This window comes from Pseudomonas gozinkensis (assembly GCF_014863585.1).
Taxonomy (GTDB): domain Bacteria; phylum Pseudomonadota; class Gammaproteobacteria; order Pseudomonadales; family Pseudomonadaceae; genus Aquipseudomonas; species Aquipseudomonas gozinkensis.
Genome location: NZ_CP062253.1, coordinates 2,341,272 through 2,361,509, shown reverse-complemented (window position 1 = coordinate 2,361,509; position 20,238 = coordinate 2,341,272). Strand labels below are relative to the sequence as shown.

At 62.7% G+C, this 20,238-nt stretch carries 17 protein-coding genes; 16 read left to right on the top strand and 1 reads right to left on the bottom strand.

What is annotated here, in order from left to right; genetic code table 11:
* Positions 1–107: 107 nt before the first annotated feature.
* The gene (locus tag IHQ43_RS10555; RefSeq protein WP_192564280.1) at positions 108–1,805 is read right to left on the bottom strand and encodes a sulfatase-like hydrolase/transferase; all 1,698 of its coding nucleotides are present in this window, start codon (positions 1,803–1,805) and stop codon (positions 108–110) included.
* A 391-nt stretch (positions 1,806–2,196) separates the two neighbouring features.
* On the opposite strand from IHQ43_RS10555, the gene IHQ43_RS10550 reads away from it, so the two are divergent.
* The 16 genes from IHQ43_RS10550 (at position 2,197) to IHQ43_RS10475 (ending at position 20,146) form a co-directional block, all read left to right on the top strand.
* Complete coding sequence (locus IHQ43_RS10550) at positions 2,197–3,549, top strand: UDP-glucose dehydrogenase family protein (protein ID WP_192564279.1); 1,353 nt, start codon at positions 2,197–2,199, stop codon at positions 3,547–3,549.
* Positions 3,546–4,583: an NAD-dependent epimerase gene (locus IHQ43_RS10545; protein WP_192564278.1), complete on the top strand. Its 1,038-nt coding sequence runs from the start codon at positions 3,546–3,548 to the stop codon at positions 4,581–4,583. Before IHQ43_RS10550 ends, IHQ43_RS10545 begins: the two co-directional genes overlap by 4 nt.
* Positions 4,584–4,601: 18 nt before the next feature.
* Positions 4,602–5,348 (top strand): sugar transferase, encoded by a 747-nt coding sequence (locus IHQ43_RS10540; RefSeq protein ID WP_179695618.1) that lies wholly within the window; start codon positions 4,602–4,604, stop codon positions 5,346–5,348.
* The gene (locus IHQ43_RS10535; RefSeq protein ID WP_192564277.1) at positions 5,348–5,995 is read left to right on the top strand and encodes a CpsD/CapB family tyrosine-protein kinase; all 648 of its coding nucleotides are present in this window, start codon (positions 5,348–5,350) and stop codon (positions 5,993–5,995) included. Before IHQ43_RS10540 ends, IHQ43_RS10535 begins: the two co-directional genes overlap by 1 nt.
* A 21-nt stretch (positions 5,996–6,016) precedes the next feature.
* Complete coding sequence (locus tag IHQ43_RS10530) at positions 6,017–7,042, top strand: polysaccharide biosynthesis/export family protein (RefSeq protein ID WP_192564276.1); 1,026 nt, start codon at positions 6,017–6,019, stop codon at positions 7,040–7,042.
* A gap of 17 nt (positions 7,043–7,059) precedes the next feature.
* Positions 7,060–8,652 (top strand): GumC family protein, encoded by a 1,593-nt coding sequence (locus IHQ43_RS10525; protein WP_192564275.1) that lies wholly within the window; start codon positions 7,060–7,062, stop codon positions 8,650–8,652.
* Positions 8,649–9,740: a glycosyltransferase family 4 protein gene (locus IHQ43_RS10520; protein ID WP_192564274.1), complete on the top strand. Its 1,092-nt coding sequence runs from the start codon at positions 8,649–8,651 to the stop codon at positions 9,738–9,740. The genes IHQ43_RS10525 and IHQ43_RS10520 overlap by 4 nt, the downstream gene beginning before the upstream one ends.
* The gene (locus tag IHQ43_RS10515) at positions 9,737–11,107 is read left to right on the top strand and encodes an O-antigen ligase family protein (protein ID WP_192564273.1); all 1,371 of its coding nucleotides are present in this window, start codon (positions 9,737–9,739) and stop codon (positions 11,105–11,107) included. Before IHQ43_RS10520 ends, IHQ43_RS10515 begins: the two co-directional genes overlap by 4 nt.
* Positions 11,104–12,072 carry a glycosyltransferase gene (locus IHQ43_RS10510; protein ID WP_192564272.1) on the top strand — a complete coding sequence of 323 codons (969 nt, stop codon included), beginning with the start codon at positions 11,104–11,106 and terminating at the stop codon, positions 12,070–12,072. Before IHQ43_RS10515 ends, IHQ43_RS10510 begins: the two co-directional genes overlap by 4 nt.
* Positions 12,065–13,201, top strand: a complete 1,137-nt coding sequence (locus IHQ43_RS10505) for a glycosyltransferase (RefSeq protein ID WP_192564271.1) — start codon at positions 12,065–12,067, stop codon at positions 13,199–13,201. The genes IHQ43_RS10510 and IHQ43_RS10505 overlap by 8 nt, the downstream gene beginning before the upstream one ends.
* Before the next feature lie 13 nt (positions 13,202–13,214).
* A complete protein-coding gene (locus IHQ43_RS10500; RefSeq protein ID WP_192564270.1) occupies positions 13,215–14,216 on the top strand; it encodes a polysaccharide deacetylase family protein in 1,002 nt (333 codons plus the stop codon).
* The gene (locus IHQ43_RS10495; protein ID WP_192564269.1) at positions 14,213–15,520 is read left to right on the top strand and encodes a lipopolysaccharide biosynthesis protein; all 1,308 of its coding nucleotides are present in this window, start codon (positions 14,213–14,215) and stop codon (positions 15,518–15,520) included. The genes IHQ43_RS10500 and IHQ43_RS10495 overlap by 4 nt, the downstream gene beginning before the upstream one ends.
* Entirely contained in the window at positions 15,517–17,436 is a 1,920-nt protein-coding gene (locus IHQ43_RS10490) for a hypothetical protein (protein WP_192564268.1), read from the top strand. Before IHQ43_RS10495 ends, IHQ43_RS10490 begins: the two co-directional genes overlap by 4 nt.
* A gap of 68 nt (positions 17,437–17,504) precedes the next feature.
* Positions 17,505–18,194 carry a GNAT family N-acetyltransferase gene (locus tag IHQ43_RS10485; RefSeq protein WP_192564267.1) on the top strand — a complete coding sequence of 230 codons (690 nt, stop codon included), beginning with the start codon at positions 17,505–17,507 and terminating at the stop codon, positions 18,192–18,194.
* A 4-nt stretch (positions 18,195–18,198) separates the two neighbouring features.
* On the top strand, positions 18,199–19,386 hold the full coding sequence (locus IHQ43_RS10480) for a GNAT family N-acetyltransferase (protein WP_192564266.1): 1,188 nt from the start codon (positions 18,199–18,201) through the stop codon (positions 19,384–19,386).
* Positions 19,358–20,146, top strand: a complete 789-nt coding sequence (locus tag IHQ43_RS10475; protein WP_192564265.1) for a ChbG/HpnK family deacetylase — start codon at positions 19,358–19,360, stop codon at positions 20,144–20,146. Before IHQ43_RS10480 ends, IHQ43_RS10475 begins: the two co-directional genes overlap by 29 nt.
* Positions 20,147–20,238 lie beyond the last annotated feature (92 nt).

Sequence of the window (20,238 nt, the reverse complement as noted above, 5' to 3'; positions counted from 1 at the left end):
GTGTTTGATCCGCCCTCATCGCGAGCAAGCTCGCTCCCACTGGGAACTGCATTCCAAATGTGGGAGCGAGCTTGCTCGCGATGAGGCCAACCAGGACAACCAATAAATCATTGCCCCACCGCCACACTCGTCGGCGCCTCACCCGGCGTGACGATGCTGTTCAGGTCGATGTGTTTCCACTCGGGCTTGGCCCCCAGCCGCGCGTTGAAGCGGTAGTTGAAGGTGAATTCATCCGCCGTCGCCACGCTCAGCGGTTTGCCGTACACCGCTTCGATCCCCGGCAGGTCGTAGCCCATCAACTGCAAGAGTGTCGGGAAAATGTTGTAGTGACTGGAGCGGTCCTTGTTCGCCGCCAGTTGCGCCGACCAGTCGAGCGTCTGCAATTGATCGCCCTGAATCACCACCAGCGGCACCAGCCCTTCTTCCTCCACCGGATCGCCGCCGCAGTGGGTGTTCAGTCCCGGATTGCCGCGTTCGTGCAGGTCCTGGCCGTGGTCGGAGGTGTAGATCAGCAGCGCGTTGTTCAGGTTGGCCTGGGCAAACACCCGCGAGAAGAACTCGCCGACGTTCCACAGCACGGTGTTCTTGTAGGCGTTGCGATACAGCACCCAGTCATCCGGCTGGCCGTTGAAGCCGGTTCGCTCACCGGTGTCGGCGACTTCCGTGAACTGCCCGCGGGGCAAGGTCGGGCGGTAAGCCATGAAGGCGTCCGGGTATTTGTCGTGCACCGGGAAATGCGCGCCGACCTTGTTGATCAGCACCAGCTCCGGCTGGTCGTCGTTGAGCAGTTCGATCAGCTTGGCGGCGGCGGCCATGTCGCGGTCGCGCACGCTGGTCTGATCAAACTGCACGAACTCGTCGATGTCCTTTTTCTCGGCATCGTTCATCAGGTTCTGCAGGTTGCCGCCGGTGCGCTGGGCGTCGATGTAGACCGTGCGCAGGCCGGCCTTTTTGGCGTACTGCCAGATCGACGGCAGCGTGCTGTTGATCCGCATGTAGTCGGCGCGCGTGCCGCCGTAGCGCAGGGTGATGTTGGTGTCGGCGCTGCAATTGGCGATGGACGCCGCGTAGCCGTAATTGAAGATCTCGACGCCCGGACGGGCCTGCTTGAGGTTGCTGTGCACGCCGAACGGCGCGTTGATGTCCAGGTAATTGCCGGAAATGCTCTCGTCGATGATCAGCACGATGTCGTGGCCGACCGCCGGGCCATTGCGCGCCAGGGTTACCGGCTCACGCGGGCCGACGGTGTTATGCAGCGCTTCGTAGCCGAACAGGTTCAGATAGGCCAGCGGCGTGTACATGATCGGCAACCCGCGCGCGCCCTCGCCGGCGCGCACGAACAACACCGCGCTGAGCAGCAACACACCGCACAAGGGTGCAGCGATCCGCAAGGCATTGGGCACCGGGATCGCGTGTCGTGGCTTGAGACCGATCCCGAACAACAGCAGCAACCCGTTGAGCAGCCCATGGATGATCGCCCCCCGGTACTGATACGCCGCTTCCTGGATGAAGCCGCCGGAGTACACCAGCGAGACGAAACTGCTGTAGGTCAGGTAATCAGCGGTGACCCGCGTATACACATCGAAAAATACCGCCGAAACAAACATCGCCAATGCGAACAAGTGGCGAATGAAAGTCTGACGTATATAGGCCGTTAGTAATAATGCGAAAGTAAGCGCCAAAAACATCGCGCCAAAAAGAAGTACTGCCGGACCGACTCCCATGGCGCTTAAACGTTCAAGGTAATAATCGGAATAAAGCAGTAGATAAATAACTAAAAGCAGTTCTTTCAAATATCGAAACATGGCGATTCCGCGGTGCGTCCGACAAGGCACGGTCAATCGTTTGTCGGTCAATTTCTGACACTAGCACCGGGCCATCAAAGCGCAAGAAATGTCGGACATTGAGCAAAAGCGTCAAAAAAACATTGACTCAAATCTGACACACCCAAGTCGTTAAAACCCTTGAGTTTCGCGGTCCGTGACCGTCCATCGTTTTCTTTGAAATGTGAAAAACATGTCAAGGACGGGACAAATCCATCTACAGCAAGCACTTGATGGCCATTCGCCCCCAAATCTGGGGGTGTTATACACCTGCAACATGTCATTTTGCTGACATGCTTTCCCCACGCTGCGCTATACCCCTTTTGACAGTTCCATTTTGATCTTTCATCACCGTCTTACGAGGCACGCCAATATGGACGTGAGCGTATTTGGTACGGGCTATGTTGGCCTGATACAAGCAGCCGCACTTGCCGATGTCGGACATCGCGTATTGTGCGTCGATATTGACCCGAACAAGATTAAACAACTGCAACAGGCAGTACCGCCTATTAGCGAACCGGGTCTTTCGGCAACTTTGGAAGAAAACATCAAGGCCGGGCGTTTGTTGTTCAGCACCCAGGCCAGCGATGCGGTGGAACATGCCGCACTGATCTTCATCGCCGTGGGCACGCCGGCCGACGAAGACGGCTCCGCCGACCTCAGCCATGTGCTCAACGTGGCGCGGCAGATCGCCAGCTTCATGGAGGACGATCGCACGCTGATCATCAAATCCACGGTGCCGGTCGGCACGGCGGATCAGGTGCTGCACACCGCCGAAGAAGAACTGCAGCGGCGTGGCAAGAGCGGCCTGGCGGTGCGAGTGGTGTCCAACCCGGAATTTCTCAAGGAAGGCAGCGCCCTCGCCGACTGCATGCGTCCGGACCGGATCATCGTCGGCACCCGCGACGACCTGGCCCGCGAGCAGATGAGCGAGCTGTACGCGCCGTTCTGCCGCAATCACGAAAAACTGATGTTCATGGACAACCGCAGTGCCGAGCTGACCAAGTACGCGGCCAACGCGATGCTCGCCACCCGCATCAGCTTCATGAACGAGCTGGCCAACCTCACCGAACTGCTCGGTGCCGACATCGAAGCGGTGCGCAAGGGCATCGGCTCCGACCCGCGCATCGGCTATCACTTCATCTACCCGGGCTGCGGCTTCGGTGGCTCATGCTTTCCCAAGGACCTGCGCGCCCTGCTGCACACCGCCGAACACAACGGCATGCCGCTGAAACTGCTGCGCAGCGTCACCGACGTCAACGACAGCCAGCGGCACATCCTGTTCAGCAAGCTGAAGGCGCAATTCCCTCAGGGCCTGGCCGGCAAGTCCATTGCGATCTGGGGCCTGGCGTTCAAGCCGAACACCGATGACATGCGCGAGGCCCCCAGCCGTTATCTGATGGATGCACTCTGGGCCGAAGGCGCCAGCGTGCAGGCCTACGATCCGGAAGCCATGTCCGAGTGCCGGCGCCTTTACGGTTACCGCAATGACCTGCACCTGTGCGCCACCCGCGACGACACTCTTGAAGACGCCGACGCACTGGTGATCTGCACCGAGTGGAAGAATTTCCGCGTGGTGGATTTCGAGCTGCTGGCGAACAAGTTGCGCTCGAAAGTCATCATCGACGGTCGCAACCTCTACAACCCGGAACAAGTCGCAGCCGCCGGCCTGCACTACAGCGGCATCGGTCTGCGGCACATCGCGCCTGACGGGTTGCGCCCATGAAAATCCTCGTCACCGGTGCGGCCGGGTTCATTGGTGCTCATTGCGTGCTGCGGCTGGTGCGCGACGGGCATCAGGTGATCGGTCTGGACAATTTCAACGGCTACTACGATCCGCAGCTCAAGCACGATCGGGTGGACTGGGTGCGCGACCAGGTCGGTGATTTCCAGCTCGCAACGATTGATCTGGCGGATGCGTCGGCTCTGGAAGCGTTGTTCGCCCGTGAACGGCCGCAAGTCGTGGTCCATCTCGCGGCACAGGCCGGGGTGCGTTATTCGCTGGAGAATCCACGGGCTTATCTGGACAGCAACCTCGACGGTTTTCTGAACATTCTGGAGTGCTGCCGCCGGCACCCGGTCGAGCACCTGATCTACGCCTCGTCCAGTTCGGTGTACGGCGCCAACCAGCGCACACCGTACTCGGTGCAGGACGGCGTCAATCATCCGCTGTCGCTGTACGCCGCGACCAAGAAAGCCAATGAGTTGATGGCCCACAGTTACAGCCACCTGTTCGGCATCGCCTGCACCGGGCTGCGGTTTTTCACGGTGTATGGGCCCTGGGGCCGGCCGGACATGTCGCCGATCCAGTTCGCCAAGGCCATCAGCGAGGGCTCGCCGCTGAAGCTGTTCAACTACGGCGAACATCAGCGCGATTTCACCTACATCGACGACATCGTCGAAAGCATCGCGCGTCTGATCGAACGCGCTCCCCGGGCCAATCCCGAGTGGGACCGCGAACAACCCGATCCGGCCAGCAGCATGGCCCCGTGGCGCCTGTTCAACATCGGCGGCCAGCACCCGGTGGCGCTGAAAACCTACCTCGCCCTGCTGGAAAAACACCTCGGCCAGACCGCCGTGGTCGAGCTGCTGCCGCTGCAGCCGGGCGACGTACTCAATACCTGCGCCGAGGCCAGCGATCTGGCCCAGGCCACCGGGTTCCAGCCCCGGATCGAGCTGGATGAGGGACTGGGGCGATTCATCGCCTGGTTCCGCGATTACTACCCCACTGCCTATCGCCCACGCGCCGCTCGCGGCTGACCATCAGCGGAGGACTCCATGACTGGACATGAGAAAGGTGTACCGATCCAACAATTGGTGCGGGACAAACGCATGGATCCGGAACAGCGAATGCGCCTCGACGCGGCGATCCATCGCCAGGGCCAGGGCTGGGTGACCGGTCGCGAAGGTGGCCGGCCGTGGCAGCTGTCGCGCACCAACCGGGTGGTCGCCTGTCTCGGCGCACTGATGATCCTGCTGATGATTTCGCCGCTGCTGATCGGTCTGGCGCTGGCCATCAAGTTCACCAGCAAAGGCCCGGTGATGTTCGTGCAGAAACGCACCGGTTATCGCGGGCGCAAGTTCGGCATGTACAAATTCCGGACCATGGTCGCCAACGCCGAAGAGCTCAAGGAGTCGCTGCGCCACCTGAACAAGCATGGTGCCGACGCCATCGACTTCAAGATCGACCAGGACCCGCGCATCACCGGGATCGGCGGCTTCCTGCGGCGCACCAGCCTCGATGAACTGCCCAATCTGATCAACGTGGTGACCGGCGACATGCGCCTGGTCGGCCCTCGCCCGACCTCGTTCAACGCCTACCGCTACAAGGACAGTCACCTCGCCCGTCTGGCGATCTACCCCGGCATGACCGGCCTGTGGCAGATCTCCGGACGCAGCAACATCGACTTCGACCAGCGCGTTGAGTTGGACCTCAGCTACATCGCCGAGCAGAGCCTTCTGCTTGATCTGAAGATTCTGTTGAAAACCCCCTTCAAAGTATTCAGCGGCCACGGAGCAAGCTAATGGACGGTTCAACCAACAAAAGCCTGAGCATTGCCAGCCCCAGCGAGTCGAACCTGACCTCGACCGTGCTGGACCTGGATCTGCGGATCCTGTTCCTGACCGCCGCCAACCCCGGCGCCGGCACCACCACCAGTGCCCTGGCGCTGGCCAGTCAACTGGCGCAGATGAGCAGCGGCCAGGTGCTCTATGTCGACGCCAGCCAGTCGGCGAGCAACCTGACCCAGCAACTGAACCTGAGCAAGGAACGCGGCCTGCGCGACCTGCTGTTCAACCCGGACAACCCGCCGCTGTTGCAGGACTGCGTGGTGCAGGTGTCGAGCCTGCCGTTCCATGTGCTGCCCAACGGCCGGCCGATCCGCACCCTGGAGCACCTGACCGCCGAGCGCCTGAGCCCGTTGCTCGATCAACTGGGCAGCCAGTACCGCTTTGTGGTGATCGACGGCGACGCGGTGTATTCGGCCGCCGACACACTGGTCATCAGCACTCAGGTCGACGGCGTGGTGTTCGTGGTACGCGCCGAAGACACCCGCTGGGAAGTCGCGCAAGCAGCCGTGCAGCGCTTGACCCAGGCCGGGGCGAAAGTGGTCGGCAGTGTGTTCAACCGGCGCAAGTACTACATGCCCAAATGGCTCTACAAAAACCTGTAAGCAACCGCGAAGGATGTCGCCATGAACGCCAAAATGCTCGTGCTGCTGTTGCTGCCGCTCGCAGGTTGCTCCAGCACTTCCGAAACCCAGAACATGCCGGTGAACATTCTCACCGCTACCCCGGCCAACGCCCAGGCCACCGACATGCCGAAGATCGAGCAGACCCTGCGCCCGCAGGATGTGCTGGACGTGATCTTCCACATCAGCACCAGCGGCTCGGATGCCTACCGCGTGCAGTCGGGTGACCAGATCGGCCTGAACTTCACCGCTGCCAGCCAGCTCAACGGCAACCAGTTGGTGCTGCCGGACGGCACCATCGAACTGCCGGGCGCCAACACCTCGGTGAAAATCGCCGGGCTGACCAGCGAAGAAGCGCGCCAGGAAATCCAGCGCGCCTATCAGCGCAAACAACTGTTCCAGCCCAACCGCAATCAGTTGACGGTGCAGATCATCAGCCCGCTGACCAACGAGCAGAACCTGAAAAACGCCCTCAACCACCCGGCCACCGGCATGAGCCGCGAAATCACCGTCGGCACCGACGGCTACGCGAGCTTCCCGGAAATCGGCGCGGTGCCGCTGCAAGGCATGACCGTCAACCAGCTCGAAACCTTCCTCAACAAGAAGTACGCGCAACTGCCGGGAAGGATGACCGTGGACGTGCTGCTCAAGTCCACCGCCGGCAACGAGATCTACGTGCTGGGTGAAGTCGGCCAGCCGGGCTCCTACCCGATCCGCCGGCCGGTGTCGGTGCTGGAGGCGCTGACCCTGGCCCGCGGCACCAACGTCAAGGCGCGGCTCGATTCGGTGGTGATCATGCGGCGCAACGGCAATCAGGTGCAGGCCGTGCGTTACGACGTCGAGAAAGCGTTGTCGGGCGAGGCGCCGCAAATCGCCTACCTGCAACCGGACGACATGCTGTACGTGCCCAAAACCAAACTGGCCAGCGCCGGCGAGCTCGCGAGGCAACTGGCCGACGTGGTGCTGTTCCAGGGCGTGGGCTTCAGCTTCGGCTATCGCGTCGACAACAAAGACAGCAACAACAACTGACTCTCAGGTGACCGATCATGAATCCAAAGGAAAACTACCTGCATGAGTTCTTCAGGATCTTCTTCGCCAACAAGCAACTGGTGAAACGGGTCTTCCTGATCTTTGCGGTGATCGCGCTGGTGCTGCCGCTGCTGCTCAAACAGAGCTTCGATATCACCGCTCAGGTGATCGTGCAGTCGAAAAAGCTTTCACAGGGCGACGCCACCACGTCGCTGACCGTGGACAACGCCACCTTCATCCCGCCGTCGCTGGCGGACATGGAAACCGAGAGCAACATCCTGCGCTCGCCGGCGCTGATCCGTCAGACCATCAGCGAACTGCGCGACAAGGGCGAATACACCCCTTCGCCCGGCCTGTTCAACAAACTGGTGAGCGAGCCGTTCAAGCGCTACATCAGCTCGCCGCTGCGCCAGTACGTGATCAACCCGGTGCGCAACACCCTCGGGCTTGAAACCGATCCGGTGCGCGACACCGCACTTGATGCGCTGACCCAGCAAGCCATGGACAGCCTGAAGATCGAGACCCTGCCCGGCTCCAACGTGATCTCGATCGTCTACAGCTTCCCGGACCCGCATCAAGGCACGACTTTCGTCGCCGCCCTGTTGCAGAACTATCTGGTGAGCCGTCAGGCGCTGCAATCGATCGACCTGCCGCAGTCCTTCTACGAAACCAAGAAACACCTGTATCAGGTGCGCCTCGATGGACTGGAAGCCAATCGCCAGGCACTGCTGGAAAGTGTCGGCGCGTCGGATCCGAAGGAGGAAATCACTTTCCGCCTGAACGCGATCAACACCGAAGAGCAGGCGCTGAACCTGTACCGCGACCGCCTGCTGCAAAGCCAGCGCTGGCTCGAGTACCTGAAAACCGCGCTGGCCGCCGCCAGTAACAACAAACTCAACGACTACACCTTCCCCTACACCTTCACCACCACGGTCGACAACGTGGCGTTCGAGGACCGGGAAATCAAACAGATGGGCGAGCAACTGACCACGCAAGTCAGCCGCTACATGAACGATCTGGCCGTGTTCCAGCCCGGCAGCGAGCCGATGCTGCTGACCCGCGAGCAGATTGCCCGTACCCGTCAGCAGTTCCTCAAGGTCGTGAGCAACCGCATCCAGGAACGCACCAACGATCTGGCGGTGGTCCAGCAGGTGATCGATCAGAAAACCGCGCGCATCGCCGAGTTCAAGAACCGCATCCACGAGCTGCAGCAAACCCAGAGCAAGCTGCGGCAGATGGACACCGAAATCGATGCCATGCACGCTGCTTTCTCGACCTACGCCCAGCGTTTCGCCGAAAGCAGCACCACCCGCTCGCTGAGCGATGACCTGTCCAACGCCCGGGTGTTGAGCCCACCGTTCGAGCCGACCGAAGCAGCGTTCCCCAAACCGATGCTGATCATTCCGTTCGGGCTGTTTACCGGTCTGCTGCTGGCGATTGCGCTGGTCTACGTGCGTGAGTTCTTCGATCACCGCTTCAAACATCCGGCGCAAATCAGCCACGAACTGGGCCTGCCGGTGCTGCTGGTGATCAACGATCAGAACGCGCAACCGAGCAACCCGCACAGGAACTGGACGGTGCCAAGCTTCGTGCACTGGGTGCGCAATTGAACACGCCGTCCTCCCCGAATGCCGCCCTGCCGATCATGCACTTGCTCAGCAGCGGTGGCTTCTATGGGGCCGAGCGGATGTTGCTCGATCATTGCCTGGCGACACCGGGGCAGCACCAGGTGCTGTTCCTCGATGCGCCGCCGGAATTGATCGCGCGCTTTCGCCAGGCCGGCGTCGATGCGCAAGGCTGCGCAGGGCTCGCTGCCCTGCTGCGGCACTTGCGTCAGCGGCGCAGTGAACGGCCATTGATCAACACGCACAATTTCAAAGGCCTGTTGTTCGGCTGGGTCGGCGCCACGCTGTTGCGCCTGCCGCTGGTGATTACCCAACACGGTTTCACCCCGCGCAGCCGCAAGCAGAAGTTCTACACCTGGCTGAGCCTGCAACTGTGCCGCACGGCGTCGGTGGATCGGGTGGTGTGTGTCGCCGAAAGCATCGCGGTGTTGCATCGCCAGGCCAGCGTACGCGCGGAGAAGTTGCAGGTGATCCCCAACGGTTTGCCGGCAGCCGTCGCGCTGCTTTGCGATGCGCCCCGGCAACGCTGGCTCGCCGGTTACGTCGGGCGTTTGAGCAGTGAGAAAGGCCCGGACCTGTTTCTCGACGCGCTGATCCCGCTGTGTCACCAGCACCCGCAACTTGACGCGGTGATGCTCGGCGACGGCCCGGAACGCGAAGACTTGCAGGCGCGGATCGACGCCGCCGGTTTGCAGCAACGCATCCGCTTGCCGGGTTACCAGACCGACATGCGGCACTGGTGGCAGCAACTCGATGCGCTGGTGATCAGCTCGCGCACCGAAGGCACGCCGATGATTCTGCTCGAAGCGATGCAGGCCGGGGTACCGGTGGTGGCATTCGGCGTCGGCGGAATTCCCGATGTGCTGGAGAACCGCCACAACGGCTTGCTCGCCGCCCCCACCGACAGCGCTGCCCTGGCCCGCCAGCTCGACACGTTGCTGTCCGAGCCTGGCCTGGCGCGGCAACTGCGCGACAACGCAAAACGCACGCAACAGGACCGCTACGACCTCAAGGCCCTGGCCGAACGCTGGTCGCAGCTGTACATCCGCACGGCACGGGAGGCACGCGCATGATTTTCCCGCTCTCGATCGTCAGTCTGCTGGGCCTGGTCTGCATCGCTCTTTTGGCCAGCCCCTGGCCCTACCTCGCACCGGGCGCAGTGCTCGGTCTGGTGGGATTCGCGGTGCTGTACCGCAAACCGACCTGGGGCCTGCTCGGCATTGCCGCCCTGGTGCCGTTCGAGGGCTTCTTCAAGGACAGCTCACTGTCCGGCAGCAAACTGATCGGTGCTTCGCTGGCGGTGATCCTGATGCTGCAACTGGCGATGCACCAGATTCCCTCGGATCGCCTGCGCAGCAATATCTGGCGCTTTCTGATCGCCTTTATGGCGCTGTACTTTCTGAGCCTGCTCAACACCGATGACATGGGCATGTCGCTCGGCCACCTGCGGGAAATCAGTGTCGGCCTGATTCTGTTTGTCATCACTCTGCTGATCGGCCGCGAGCTGAACCTCGACCTGTTCGCCCGGCTGGTAACCCTGGCCGTCAGCATGACCTGCGCCATGGCCATGTTCTCCACCAAGTTCCAGGATCAGGGCCGCGCCGCCGGCCTGCTCGAAGACCCCAACGCCTTCGCCCTGCTGATCGCTTTCGCCATTCCGTTGGGGCTGCTGCTGGTGATCCGCAGCCCGAACCTGTTGCATCGGCTGTTCTGGGGCGGTTGCTGCCTGCTGTTGCTCGGCGGCATGACCAAGACCGAATCGCGCTCCGGGCTGGTGGTGCTGGCCTTGAGTCTGGTGATCGGTTGCTGGCACTACCGCGCGCAACTGGCGCGGATTCGTCCTCGTCATCTCGGCTTTGCCATGCTCGGCGCGGCGATCGTGATTCCGCTGGCGATCTATGCGATGCCTGCCGGCTACATCGCGCGCATCCAGTCCCTCAGCGTCCTGAGCGCCGGCGCCAAGGGGCACAACGACGAATCCCTCGGCCGCCGCGCCTCGTACATCGTGGTCGGCAGCCAGATGATCCGCGAAAACCCGCTGCTCGGTTCCGGCCCCGGCACCTTCCCGCTGCACTACGCCACCACCGGCTACGCCAAGGCGTTTTCCGCCAACCGCAAAATCGGCGACCTGTACCGCCGGGCGCACAACACCTACCTGGAAATCTTCAGCGAACTGGGGGTTCCCGCCGGTTTGATGTTCGTCGGTATGCTCGCGCTTGGCCTGTACAACCTGATGCGTGCGCGCAAGGAATGGATGCTGCGGCGCAACTGGCAACAGGCGGATCTGATGACCCATCTCGGGGTGAGTTTCCTGTCGCTGACGCTGTTCCTGATGTTCCTCAGCGCGCCGAACCAGAAATACCTGTGGATCATGCTCGCGCTGACCAGCGTCCTGCGCCTGAAAGCCGAGCAGGCACCGATGACGGAGGCCAAAGCATGAGCCGGATCAGCATCGTCATCCCGATGTACAACGAAGCCCGACACATTGGCCGAACCCTGCTGGCCGCGCAGAAAGCCGCCCACGCGGCAAATGTCGAGTGCGAGCTGATCGTGGTCGACAACGGTTCCAGCGACGACGGCCCGCAGATCGCCCGACAGTTCGGCGCCCATGTGCTGGTGATGCCGGGCCTGCTGATCGGCGCGCTGCGCAATCGCGGCACGGCCATCGCCACCGGTGAATGGCTGGCGTTTATCGACGCCGACATCGAAATGCCCGAAGACTGGCTCACGGGATTGTTCGCCCTCGAAGCCGAAGGCCAGGCCGACGTGTTCGGTCTGGACCTGCACACGCCCGCCGCCGCGCCGTGGTACGCCACCGCATGGCAACGCCGGACCCTGCGCCCGACGAACCACGCCGCCCATGTGGTCGACTGGCTGCCCAGCGCCAACCTGCTGATGCGCAGGCCTTGGTTCGACAAGGTCGGCGGCTTCAACGAAACCCTGCGCACCGGCGAAGACAAAGAGTTCACCCTGCGCTTGCGCGAACGGGGCGCCCAGTTGCTTTCGGTCAACGAAAGCGTGGCCCTGCACTGGGGTTACGAAATGAACTGGCGCGAATGGATGGGCAAGGAATTGTGGCGCCAGGGCAGTCACCTGCAACTGCTGCGCAGTCACGGCTTCAGCCTGCGCCTGCTGCGGTTTCCGATGCTGTCGATCATCGTCTGGATTCTGGATTTCCTGGCGATTTCCGCCCTGCTCGACGGCTTTCCCCATCACGCCGCAGTCATGGTGATGCTGACGCTGATACCGGGGCTGGTGCTCAGCGTGCGCCAGAGCCGCCAGCAACACGACCTAGGTTTCACCCTGCAACTGTGGGGCCTGCACTGGGTGCGCCTGCACCTGGCGGGCGCCGCATTCATTCTCAGTCTGTGTCATTGGAACGCCAGGAGGCCTGCCCGTGGCTGAATTCATTTTCTGGCTGTGCCTGCTGTTGCCGGTGTACGCCTATGTCGGCTACCCGCTGCTGCTGACGCTGCTCGCGCCGTTGTTTCCGGCGTGGCGCCACAGCCCGGCACCGCCGCTGAACATCAGCATCGTCATCGCCGCCCATAACGAGTCGCGACATATCGAACACAAGCTGCGCTCGTTGCTGTCCCAGGATTATCAGCCGGCGACCCTGCAAATCATTCTGGCCAGCGACGGTTCCACCGACGACACCGTGGCCTGCGCGCACAAGGTCGTCGACCCGCGAATCACCGTGCTCGACCTGCCCCGCCAGGGCAAGGCTGCCACGCTGAATGCCGGCGTAGCACTGGCCACCGGCGACATTCTGGTGTTCACCGACGCCGACAACCAATGGTCGCGGGAAACCCTCGGCTACCTGCTGGCGCCCCTGAGCGATCCGCAGGTTGGCGCCTGCGCCGGGCACATGGTGATTCCGGTCACTGGCGGTGGTTTGAGTGTCGGCGACAGTCTCTACCGGCACTACGAGGGCTGGTTGCGCCGGGTCGAGAATCGCACCGGTTGCATGGTCTCCGCCGACGGCGCCCTGCTCGCCCTGCGCCGGGAACTGTTCGAGAACGTACCGGCGGAGGTCAACGATGATTTCTTCATCAGCACCTGCGCCCCGGTGAAATTCAAACGCATCGTCTACGTGCCCGAAGCGCAAGTGATCGACCACGGCGTGGACGAAGCCGACAAGCAATTCCGCCGTCGCCAGCGGGTCACCGTCGGCGGGCTGCAAAGCCTGGCGCAACGCAGCGAACTGCTCAATCCGTTCAGGCACGGGCTGTATTCGATTGCGTTGATCAGCCACAAGTTGATCCGCCGCCTGGCGCCGATCCTGTTGCTGCCGCTGCTGTTGAGCAATTTCTGGTTGTGGGAAGAGCACGGTTTCTATCGCCTGAGCCTGATCGCGCAACTGATCGGCTACGCCATCGCCATTGCCGGACTGCTGGATTCGCAACACCGCTTGCCCAAACCGTTCCGCCTTGCGGCATTCCTGCTGGTGACACTGGCGGGCATGAGCATCGGCCTGTGGCAGTTCCTGCGCGGCCAGCGTTACGCCCAGTGGAACCCTGACCAAAACCGTTGAGAGGGATAGAGCCATGGCGATCAAACAACTGATTAAACGCACCAGCGGCTGGCTCTATCTCAACTCGTCCGTGGGGCGAAACCAGTTGCACGGCGCCGGCGTGATCCTGATGTTGCACCGGGTGCTGTCCAACGACCGCGCCGCCGACCTGCCGCACCGCAACGAACTCTGTGTCGGGCCCAAGGCCTTCGAACACCTGCTGGTGTGGCTGCGCAAGCATTTCGATTGCGTGCCGCTGATGGAAATCCTCCAGCCCAACGCCTTGCGCACGGAGCGTCCGCAAGTGGCGCTGACCTTCGACGACGGCTGGCGCGACAACGCCGCCAACGCCTTCCCGTTGCTGCAGAAACATCAGGTGCCGGCGAGCATTTTTCTCTCCACCGATTTCATCGGCAGCCGTCAGCGTTTCTGGTGGGAAAGCATCGGCGAAACCCTGTGGGGCAGCCACGGCGAAAAACCGCGCATGCACCTGATCGAATATTTGCAGTCGATCCATCATCCAGTGCCGGTGCTGCTGGACGACATCGATGTGGATCGGCGCAGCCTGACGCTGTTGCATTACCTGCAAGGGCTTAAAGCGCTTGACCCGATGATGCTCGAACGCCTGACCGACGAATGCCCGCAAGAGTCGCAACCCCAGGCATTGGACTGGCATCAGGTGCGGGCGATGGAGTCTTCCGGTCTGGTGCGTTTCGGCCCCCACGGCGCCAGCCACGCGATCCTCACCGGCCTGGACGACGTGCGCCTGAGCGAAGAAATCAGCCGCAGCCGCGATGCCCTGCACAACGGCTGCAACCGGCCGCTGCCGGTGTATTGCTACCCCAACGGTGACAACGATGAGCGGGTGCGCGAACAGATCGCCAATCACGATTACCCCTTCGCGCTCGGCACCGGCAGCGGTATCTATCGCGGCAACGGCGATCCGCTGAACCTGCCGCGCTTCGGTGTCAGCCAGCGCACCGCGCGCAATCCGGAGCTGCTGTCGTTGCGGATCTTTCGCGGGGCGCGGCCATGAGTCGAGGCAGTTACCTCAAGCATCTGGCGCTGAGCATGGGCACCAAACTGGCGATGATCGCCCTGCGCCTGCTGAGGAATGTGCTGCTGGCGCGGATTCTCGGCCCCAGCGAACGGGGGTTGTTCGCCCTGCTCAGCACCCTGCCGGACCTGATCAGCGCCGCGACCAGCGGCGGCTTGAATTCGGCGGTCGGTTATCAGGCCGCCAAGCAACGGCCGATGGGGTTGTTGCTCGCGCAAGTGCTGGTGTTCGGTTGCTTGCTGGCAGGCCTGCTGACCTTGCTGGTGGTAGCGCTGGTGCGCGAGTTCGGCAGTGAACTGGACGTGACGATGCAACTCGGTCTGCTGGCGTGGCTGTTGCTGCTGGCGGTGCCGTTGACCGTGCTCAAAAGCGGCCTGCTGACCTTGCACAATGCGTCCGGCGGCGTGGTCGCTTTCAATGCCTTGCGGCTGGTGGAATCCCTGGCACCGCTGTTGCTGTTTCTCGCGTTGTTCTGGATGTGGAAAGAAGCGGCCCTTGAAGCCGCACTGATCAGTTGGCTGGCCGGGATCAGTCTGGTGGTGCTGGTCGGCTGGCTGTGGCTCAAACGCGCGCAACCGTTGCAGCTGCAATGGGATCGCGCGAGCCAGAACGAACTGCTGCGCTTCAGTGCGCGCAGTCATCCCGATCTGCTGTTTCAGCAGGTGATCCTGCGTTCCGATTACCTGTTCATCGGCGCCCTGCTTGGCAGCACGGCGCTCGGTCATTACGCGATGGCCAGTGCTGCCGCCGAGCTGCTGCTGATCGTCCCGGAAGCGGTGACCACGCCGCTGATGAAACGCCTGCTGCAACAGGACGAAGGCATGGACAAAGTCACGCCGCTGGCCTTGCGCCTGACCGCCACGGTGATGCTCGGCGCCTGCCTGACCATGGCCGTGATCGGCGAATGGCTGATCGTCACCCTGTTCGGCGTCGCCTACCAACCGGCGTATCCGGCGCTGCTAGCGTTGCTGCCGGGGCTGCTGGGTCTTTGTTACGCGAGCATCCTGCGCCTGGATCTGATCGGCAAGAATCGCCCCGGCACGGTGTCGCTGCTGATGGGGATCGGCGCGCTGCTTAACCTCGCGCTGAACCTGCTGCTGATTCCGGCCTACGGCATCGTCGGCGCGGCGGCGGCGTCGTCGATTGCCTATCTGGCGGTGACCGTGGCAATGCTGGTGTTGTACTGCCGGTTGAGCGGCGTGGCGTTCTGGCAAACCCTGATCATTCTGCCCAGCGACCTCACGCCGATGTGGCTGATGCTGCAAAGACGGAAAGCGGCATGAAAGGCCTGGCCCTGCTGCTCGGTCTCGGCCTGTCGCTGGACGCCTTCGCGGCGGCGATGCGCTGGGGCGACATTCGCGACGGCAGCCTGTACCTGCAAGCGGATCGCCCCGACACGGTGACCGTGCGCTGGGCGCCGGCGTGGCAGGCGGAGGCCAACGAAGAGCACATCTTCCTGCTCGACGGCCGGGGCCAATTGCAGGGCGAGCGCTTCATCAAGGCCAGTGAAACCCGTGGCAGTCAGAGCTGGCCATTGGCGCCGGGCGCCGCGAGTTATCAGCTGGAAATCCCCGGCTACAGCTTCCGCAGTTACCGGGTCGAACACGACGAAAACACCGTGGCCCTGTTCGCCCCGGCCAAGGTGCATTTCAGCGCGGAAACCCGTAACGGCGATGAACTGTATTTCAAGGTCGCCGCCGGTGAGCACGCAATATTGGCGGGCAAATTCCACGGCGGGGTCAGCGCCCTGCAAGCGCAGCGGGTCGGCGATGGACAACAGCTGTCCTTGGCGCTGAAACCCTATCGTGCCTATTGGCAGTTCGATCAGGTGGCGTTGCCGGTCAGCGAGCGCGAGCAGGTCTGGCGCCTGCGTCTGCAAGGCAGTGGCAAAGCGGCGTTCTGGCTCGATGGGACGGCCAATCTGTTCGCCCAGACCCCGCAACAGCTCAAACCGCTGCACGAAGACGATGGCCAGACGCGCCTGACCCTGCACGACAAAGTACTCGGCCGCACCCCGGATCTGGGCATCGCCCTGCCCTACGTGATGCCGCCGCCCGCCAGCCATCCGCTTCTCGACGCGCTGAAACCGACGGCCGCCAGTTACTACAGTTTCGTCGACGTGACGGCGAAGAAGCCGCACTTCGAAGATGCGTTTCGTCAGGTCTATCAGGATCGTTTCGGCATTCGCCAGGACATCACGTTGCTCGCCGGCAGTCAGCGTCAGGCCGATCTGCGCGCCGACGTGCAAAGCAACAACGGCCTCGACGCCTGGCTCGCCGGCACCCGTGCGCTGGGCGGCAAAGGCACGCACTACATCGGGTTCGCCGACGAACCCAACCTCAATTACTCGAGTTACGAGCAATACCGTTCGATCTTCACCAGCATGGCCCGACAGGTGCGCAGCGATCCTGCGAATGCCAAGGCCGGCGTGCGCATTGCGATGCCGGCCAGTTCGCGGCTGGTCAACGGCCCGTTCGCCAACAACGCGGCGAACAAGCGTGGCATCGATTGGGCCCGGCGCCTGCTGAGTGAATCCGCCGATCAGGTCGATGCGCTGGCCTGGCACGAATGGATGATTCGCGACCTGCTCGCCACTCGCGTGTACCGCGACAGTGTGCGCCGCGCGGCGGATCTGGTCGGCCTCGACGCCAAGGGTCAGCCGCGCAAGGCCTTGCTGCTGGACCAGACCAACCTGTCCAGCGGCTCGAGCCTGAGCCCCTACGATCAGGAAACTCATTTCACCTCGCTGTGGTGGGCCTCGGTGGTGATCAACGCCTCCCAGGACGGCTTGCTGACGATGCTCAACTGGTTCCAGGCCGCCGATGAGCCGCAATACCCCAAAGGCATGTTGCGGGTGCTGGGCGATGACCGCTTCGAGTTGAAACCGGTGGGCTTGGCCCAGCAGTTCATCCAGCAGCACTGGCTGCACAACGTGCTGTGGCTGGAGAACGACGCGTTCGAAGTCGATGTGCTGGCGATGGCCGGCGACGATCAGCGCGGCCTGCTCGGCGTGAACAAGGGCACGCGTTTGCAGCGTGTCGACCTGGCGGGTGCCAAATGCCCGTTGAACAACGGCGCGCTGCGCTACTTCGGTGCCGATAACCGCAGCCGCGACGCACCTTTCCGCTGTCAGGACGGTCGAGTGCGCTTCGAGCTGCCGGGGCAGACCCTGTTTGCCCTGAGCTGGAGCGCCTCATGACCGCCCTGTTGATGTCCGGCCGCGCTGGCCTCTGGCCGCGCGATGACTCGCCATCAGGAGCAACGACCATGAATGTTCTGCAAAAAGTCAGCGATCACATCAAACAGAAAGGCCTGCGGGCCACCGTGGCCAAGGTGTGGAAGCACTACGTCTTTTCTCATCAGGAACTGCTGTGGATGGAGCGCGATCTGGTCAGTCCGGTGCCACCCCACAGTCTCAAACCCTACCCACCGCTGCGGGTGGTGAAGATCACCCCGGACAACACCAGCGCCTTCGCCCGCCACTTCGGCGACCGCGTCGGCACCATGGCGGAACTGGCCCGGGAACATCACACCGGGCACATGCACCTCGACGATCAGGGCCACGCGGTGGCCTTCATCTGGGGCACCGCTCAAGACTATTTCGACCGCCACTACTACGGCTGCATGTTCCCGGTGAAACCCGGTGAGTTCTTCGAGTTCGGCGGCGAGCTGACCCGCTCGTACTGGGGCACCGAACTGTCGGTGGACCTGCAACTGGAACTGTGGAAAGCCATGGCTGCCCAGGGCTGCGACAAGGTCGTGGACGTCTGCGAGTTCCACAACATCCCGGCGCTCAAGCTGCACCTGCGCATGGGCTATACCGAACAGGGCCGGATCATGAATGTGTATGAGCTGTTCGGCCGCTGGCGCTTCTTCCGCGAAACCCGCTACAGCGGCTCGCGTCTGGATGCATTGCGCAAACCTTCCCGTCCAACTGTCACAGCAACGGCGACCTGAGCCTATGGCGCAATTCGAATGGCGCACCTCGTTGTGCGCACCTGACTTCCCGGCGGCGGCCTATGAAGCGCTGCGCCTGCGGGTGACGGATCACACGCCGTTCAACAGCCTCGACTGGCTGTGTGCGGCAGAGCAGGCGCTCGATGCGCACGAGCGGCTGCATGTATTGCTGGGTTGGGAAGCAGACGAATTGCGCCTGTGCCTGCCACTGGTGGCGAGCCGTGAAAGGTTTTTCGGTTTGCCGTTTCGGGTGGTGCATCACCTGGGTTATCCGCTGGCCGATCGCCTGGCGTTGTTATCACGGCTGAACGCCGAAGACATGCGCCAGGCCCTGCGGCTGATTCGTCAGCGAGTGCCCCACGCCCTGCTGCAACTCAACGAAATCGTCGAGCCGGTCGGCGACGAAAGCGTACTCACCGAATGGATGGCCCACAGCTCCACCGGCGAACGTCGCTTGAGCTGCCGGGTGCCGGTACACCTGATCAGCGACGCCGACCGCCAGGAAGTCTCGGGCGATCCGCGCTACAAACTGCGTCGGGCGCGCAAGCGGATTGCCGCGTGCGGCGCCGAGGTCCGGCGGATTATTCCCGACGCAACCAGCATGGGCCCGTTGCTTCTGGCCATCAGCGAAGTCGAAGCGGTGAGCTGGAAAGGCGACGAAGGCGTCGGGATCTTTGCCAGCGAACGCAGCCGCCGCTGCATGGAAAACGCCTTCACCGCCCTCGCCGCTTCGGGCCGGGTGCGCGTGGTGATGCTGGAGCTGGATGGACGTTGCATCAGCTATCGGCTCGGCCTGTTCGAACAGGGCCGGCTCTACGATTACAACCTCGCCTTCCTGCCGCGATACGCCGATCTGGGCAGCGGCCGGGTGTTGCTGGAGGAATGGATTCGCTGGGGGCTGGACGACAACTGGCGCTGGATCGATGCCTCGCGGGTCAGCCTGGAAAACTCCAGCCATCAACTGCACGAACGCATGACCGGACAACTGGAGCACTGGCGCTGGAGTTCCTACTCGTGGCGCCCGAGCGGCCTGTTGCTGGGGCTGGGGCTGCGCGTCTGGCACCGGCTAAAGCCTGGGTTGCAACAATGGCGGGCGAAGCGTGCGGCGGCCAAATCGGCGGTCATTGCGACACCTGTGATCAACCCCACCAAGGAGGGCGAACATGCCTCGCCAAGTCATAGTCAACGCTGACGATTTCGGCCTGAGCCCGAACGAAAACGCGGTGATCCTCGGTGCGTTCCAGGCCGGGGTCATCAGTTCCGCCACCGCCATGGCCAACATGCCGGCGTTCGAAGCGGCCTGCGCCATGGCCCGACTGCCGCTGCTGGAAGGCCGGATCGGCCTGCACTTCAACCTGACCTATGGCCGGCCCTTGAGCCGGGCCATTCTCGAACGTCGCACCTTCTGCGACAGCCACGGCGTGTTCGACCTCAACCTGCCTCGCCACAGCCTGTGGCTGGGCCGTGAAGATCGCGAGGCGGTGCAGGAAGAATTGCAGGCGCAGTGGCAGCGCTGCGTCGATCACGGCGTGCGTCCCAGCCACATCGACTCACATCAGCACGTGCACAACATCTGGCCGATCGGCGAGATCGTCGCGCGCTTCGCCGCCCATCAAGGTGTGCCCGTGCGCCTGGCGCGCAACCTGGGGCAAAACCTCAGCCTGCCCAAGCGCCTGTTCAAGGGTTTGCTCAACCGCCGTTTGCAGGGATTGGCCGGGGTCACGGCTGATTACGTCTGCACCCCGGTGGACCTGCGCAACGCCCCCGCGCCGACCGACGGCGTGCTGGAAATCGTCGCCCATCCGAACCAGCTCGGTGCGGATTTCGGCGATGCCTATCTGCAACCCGGAGAGTCACTGAGCCGCGTGCTAGAGCAGCGGCTGGCGGGCGTTCCTCGGGTTTCCTATGCCGATCTGAACAAGGATTTTCTACGCGGTGCCGCGGCACTCTGAACCGTTACACAACTTGCAATACTTTCAAAGCTGGCGCTTTGACATGGACTTGCAGGGCTGATCTATACCCACAAAAGCGTCATCCACAACAC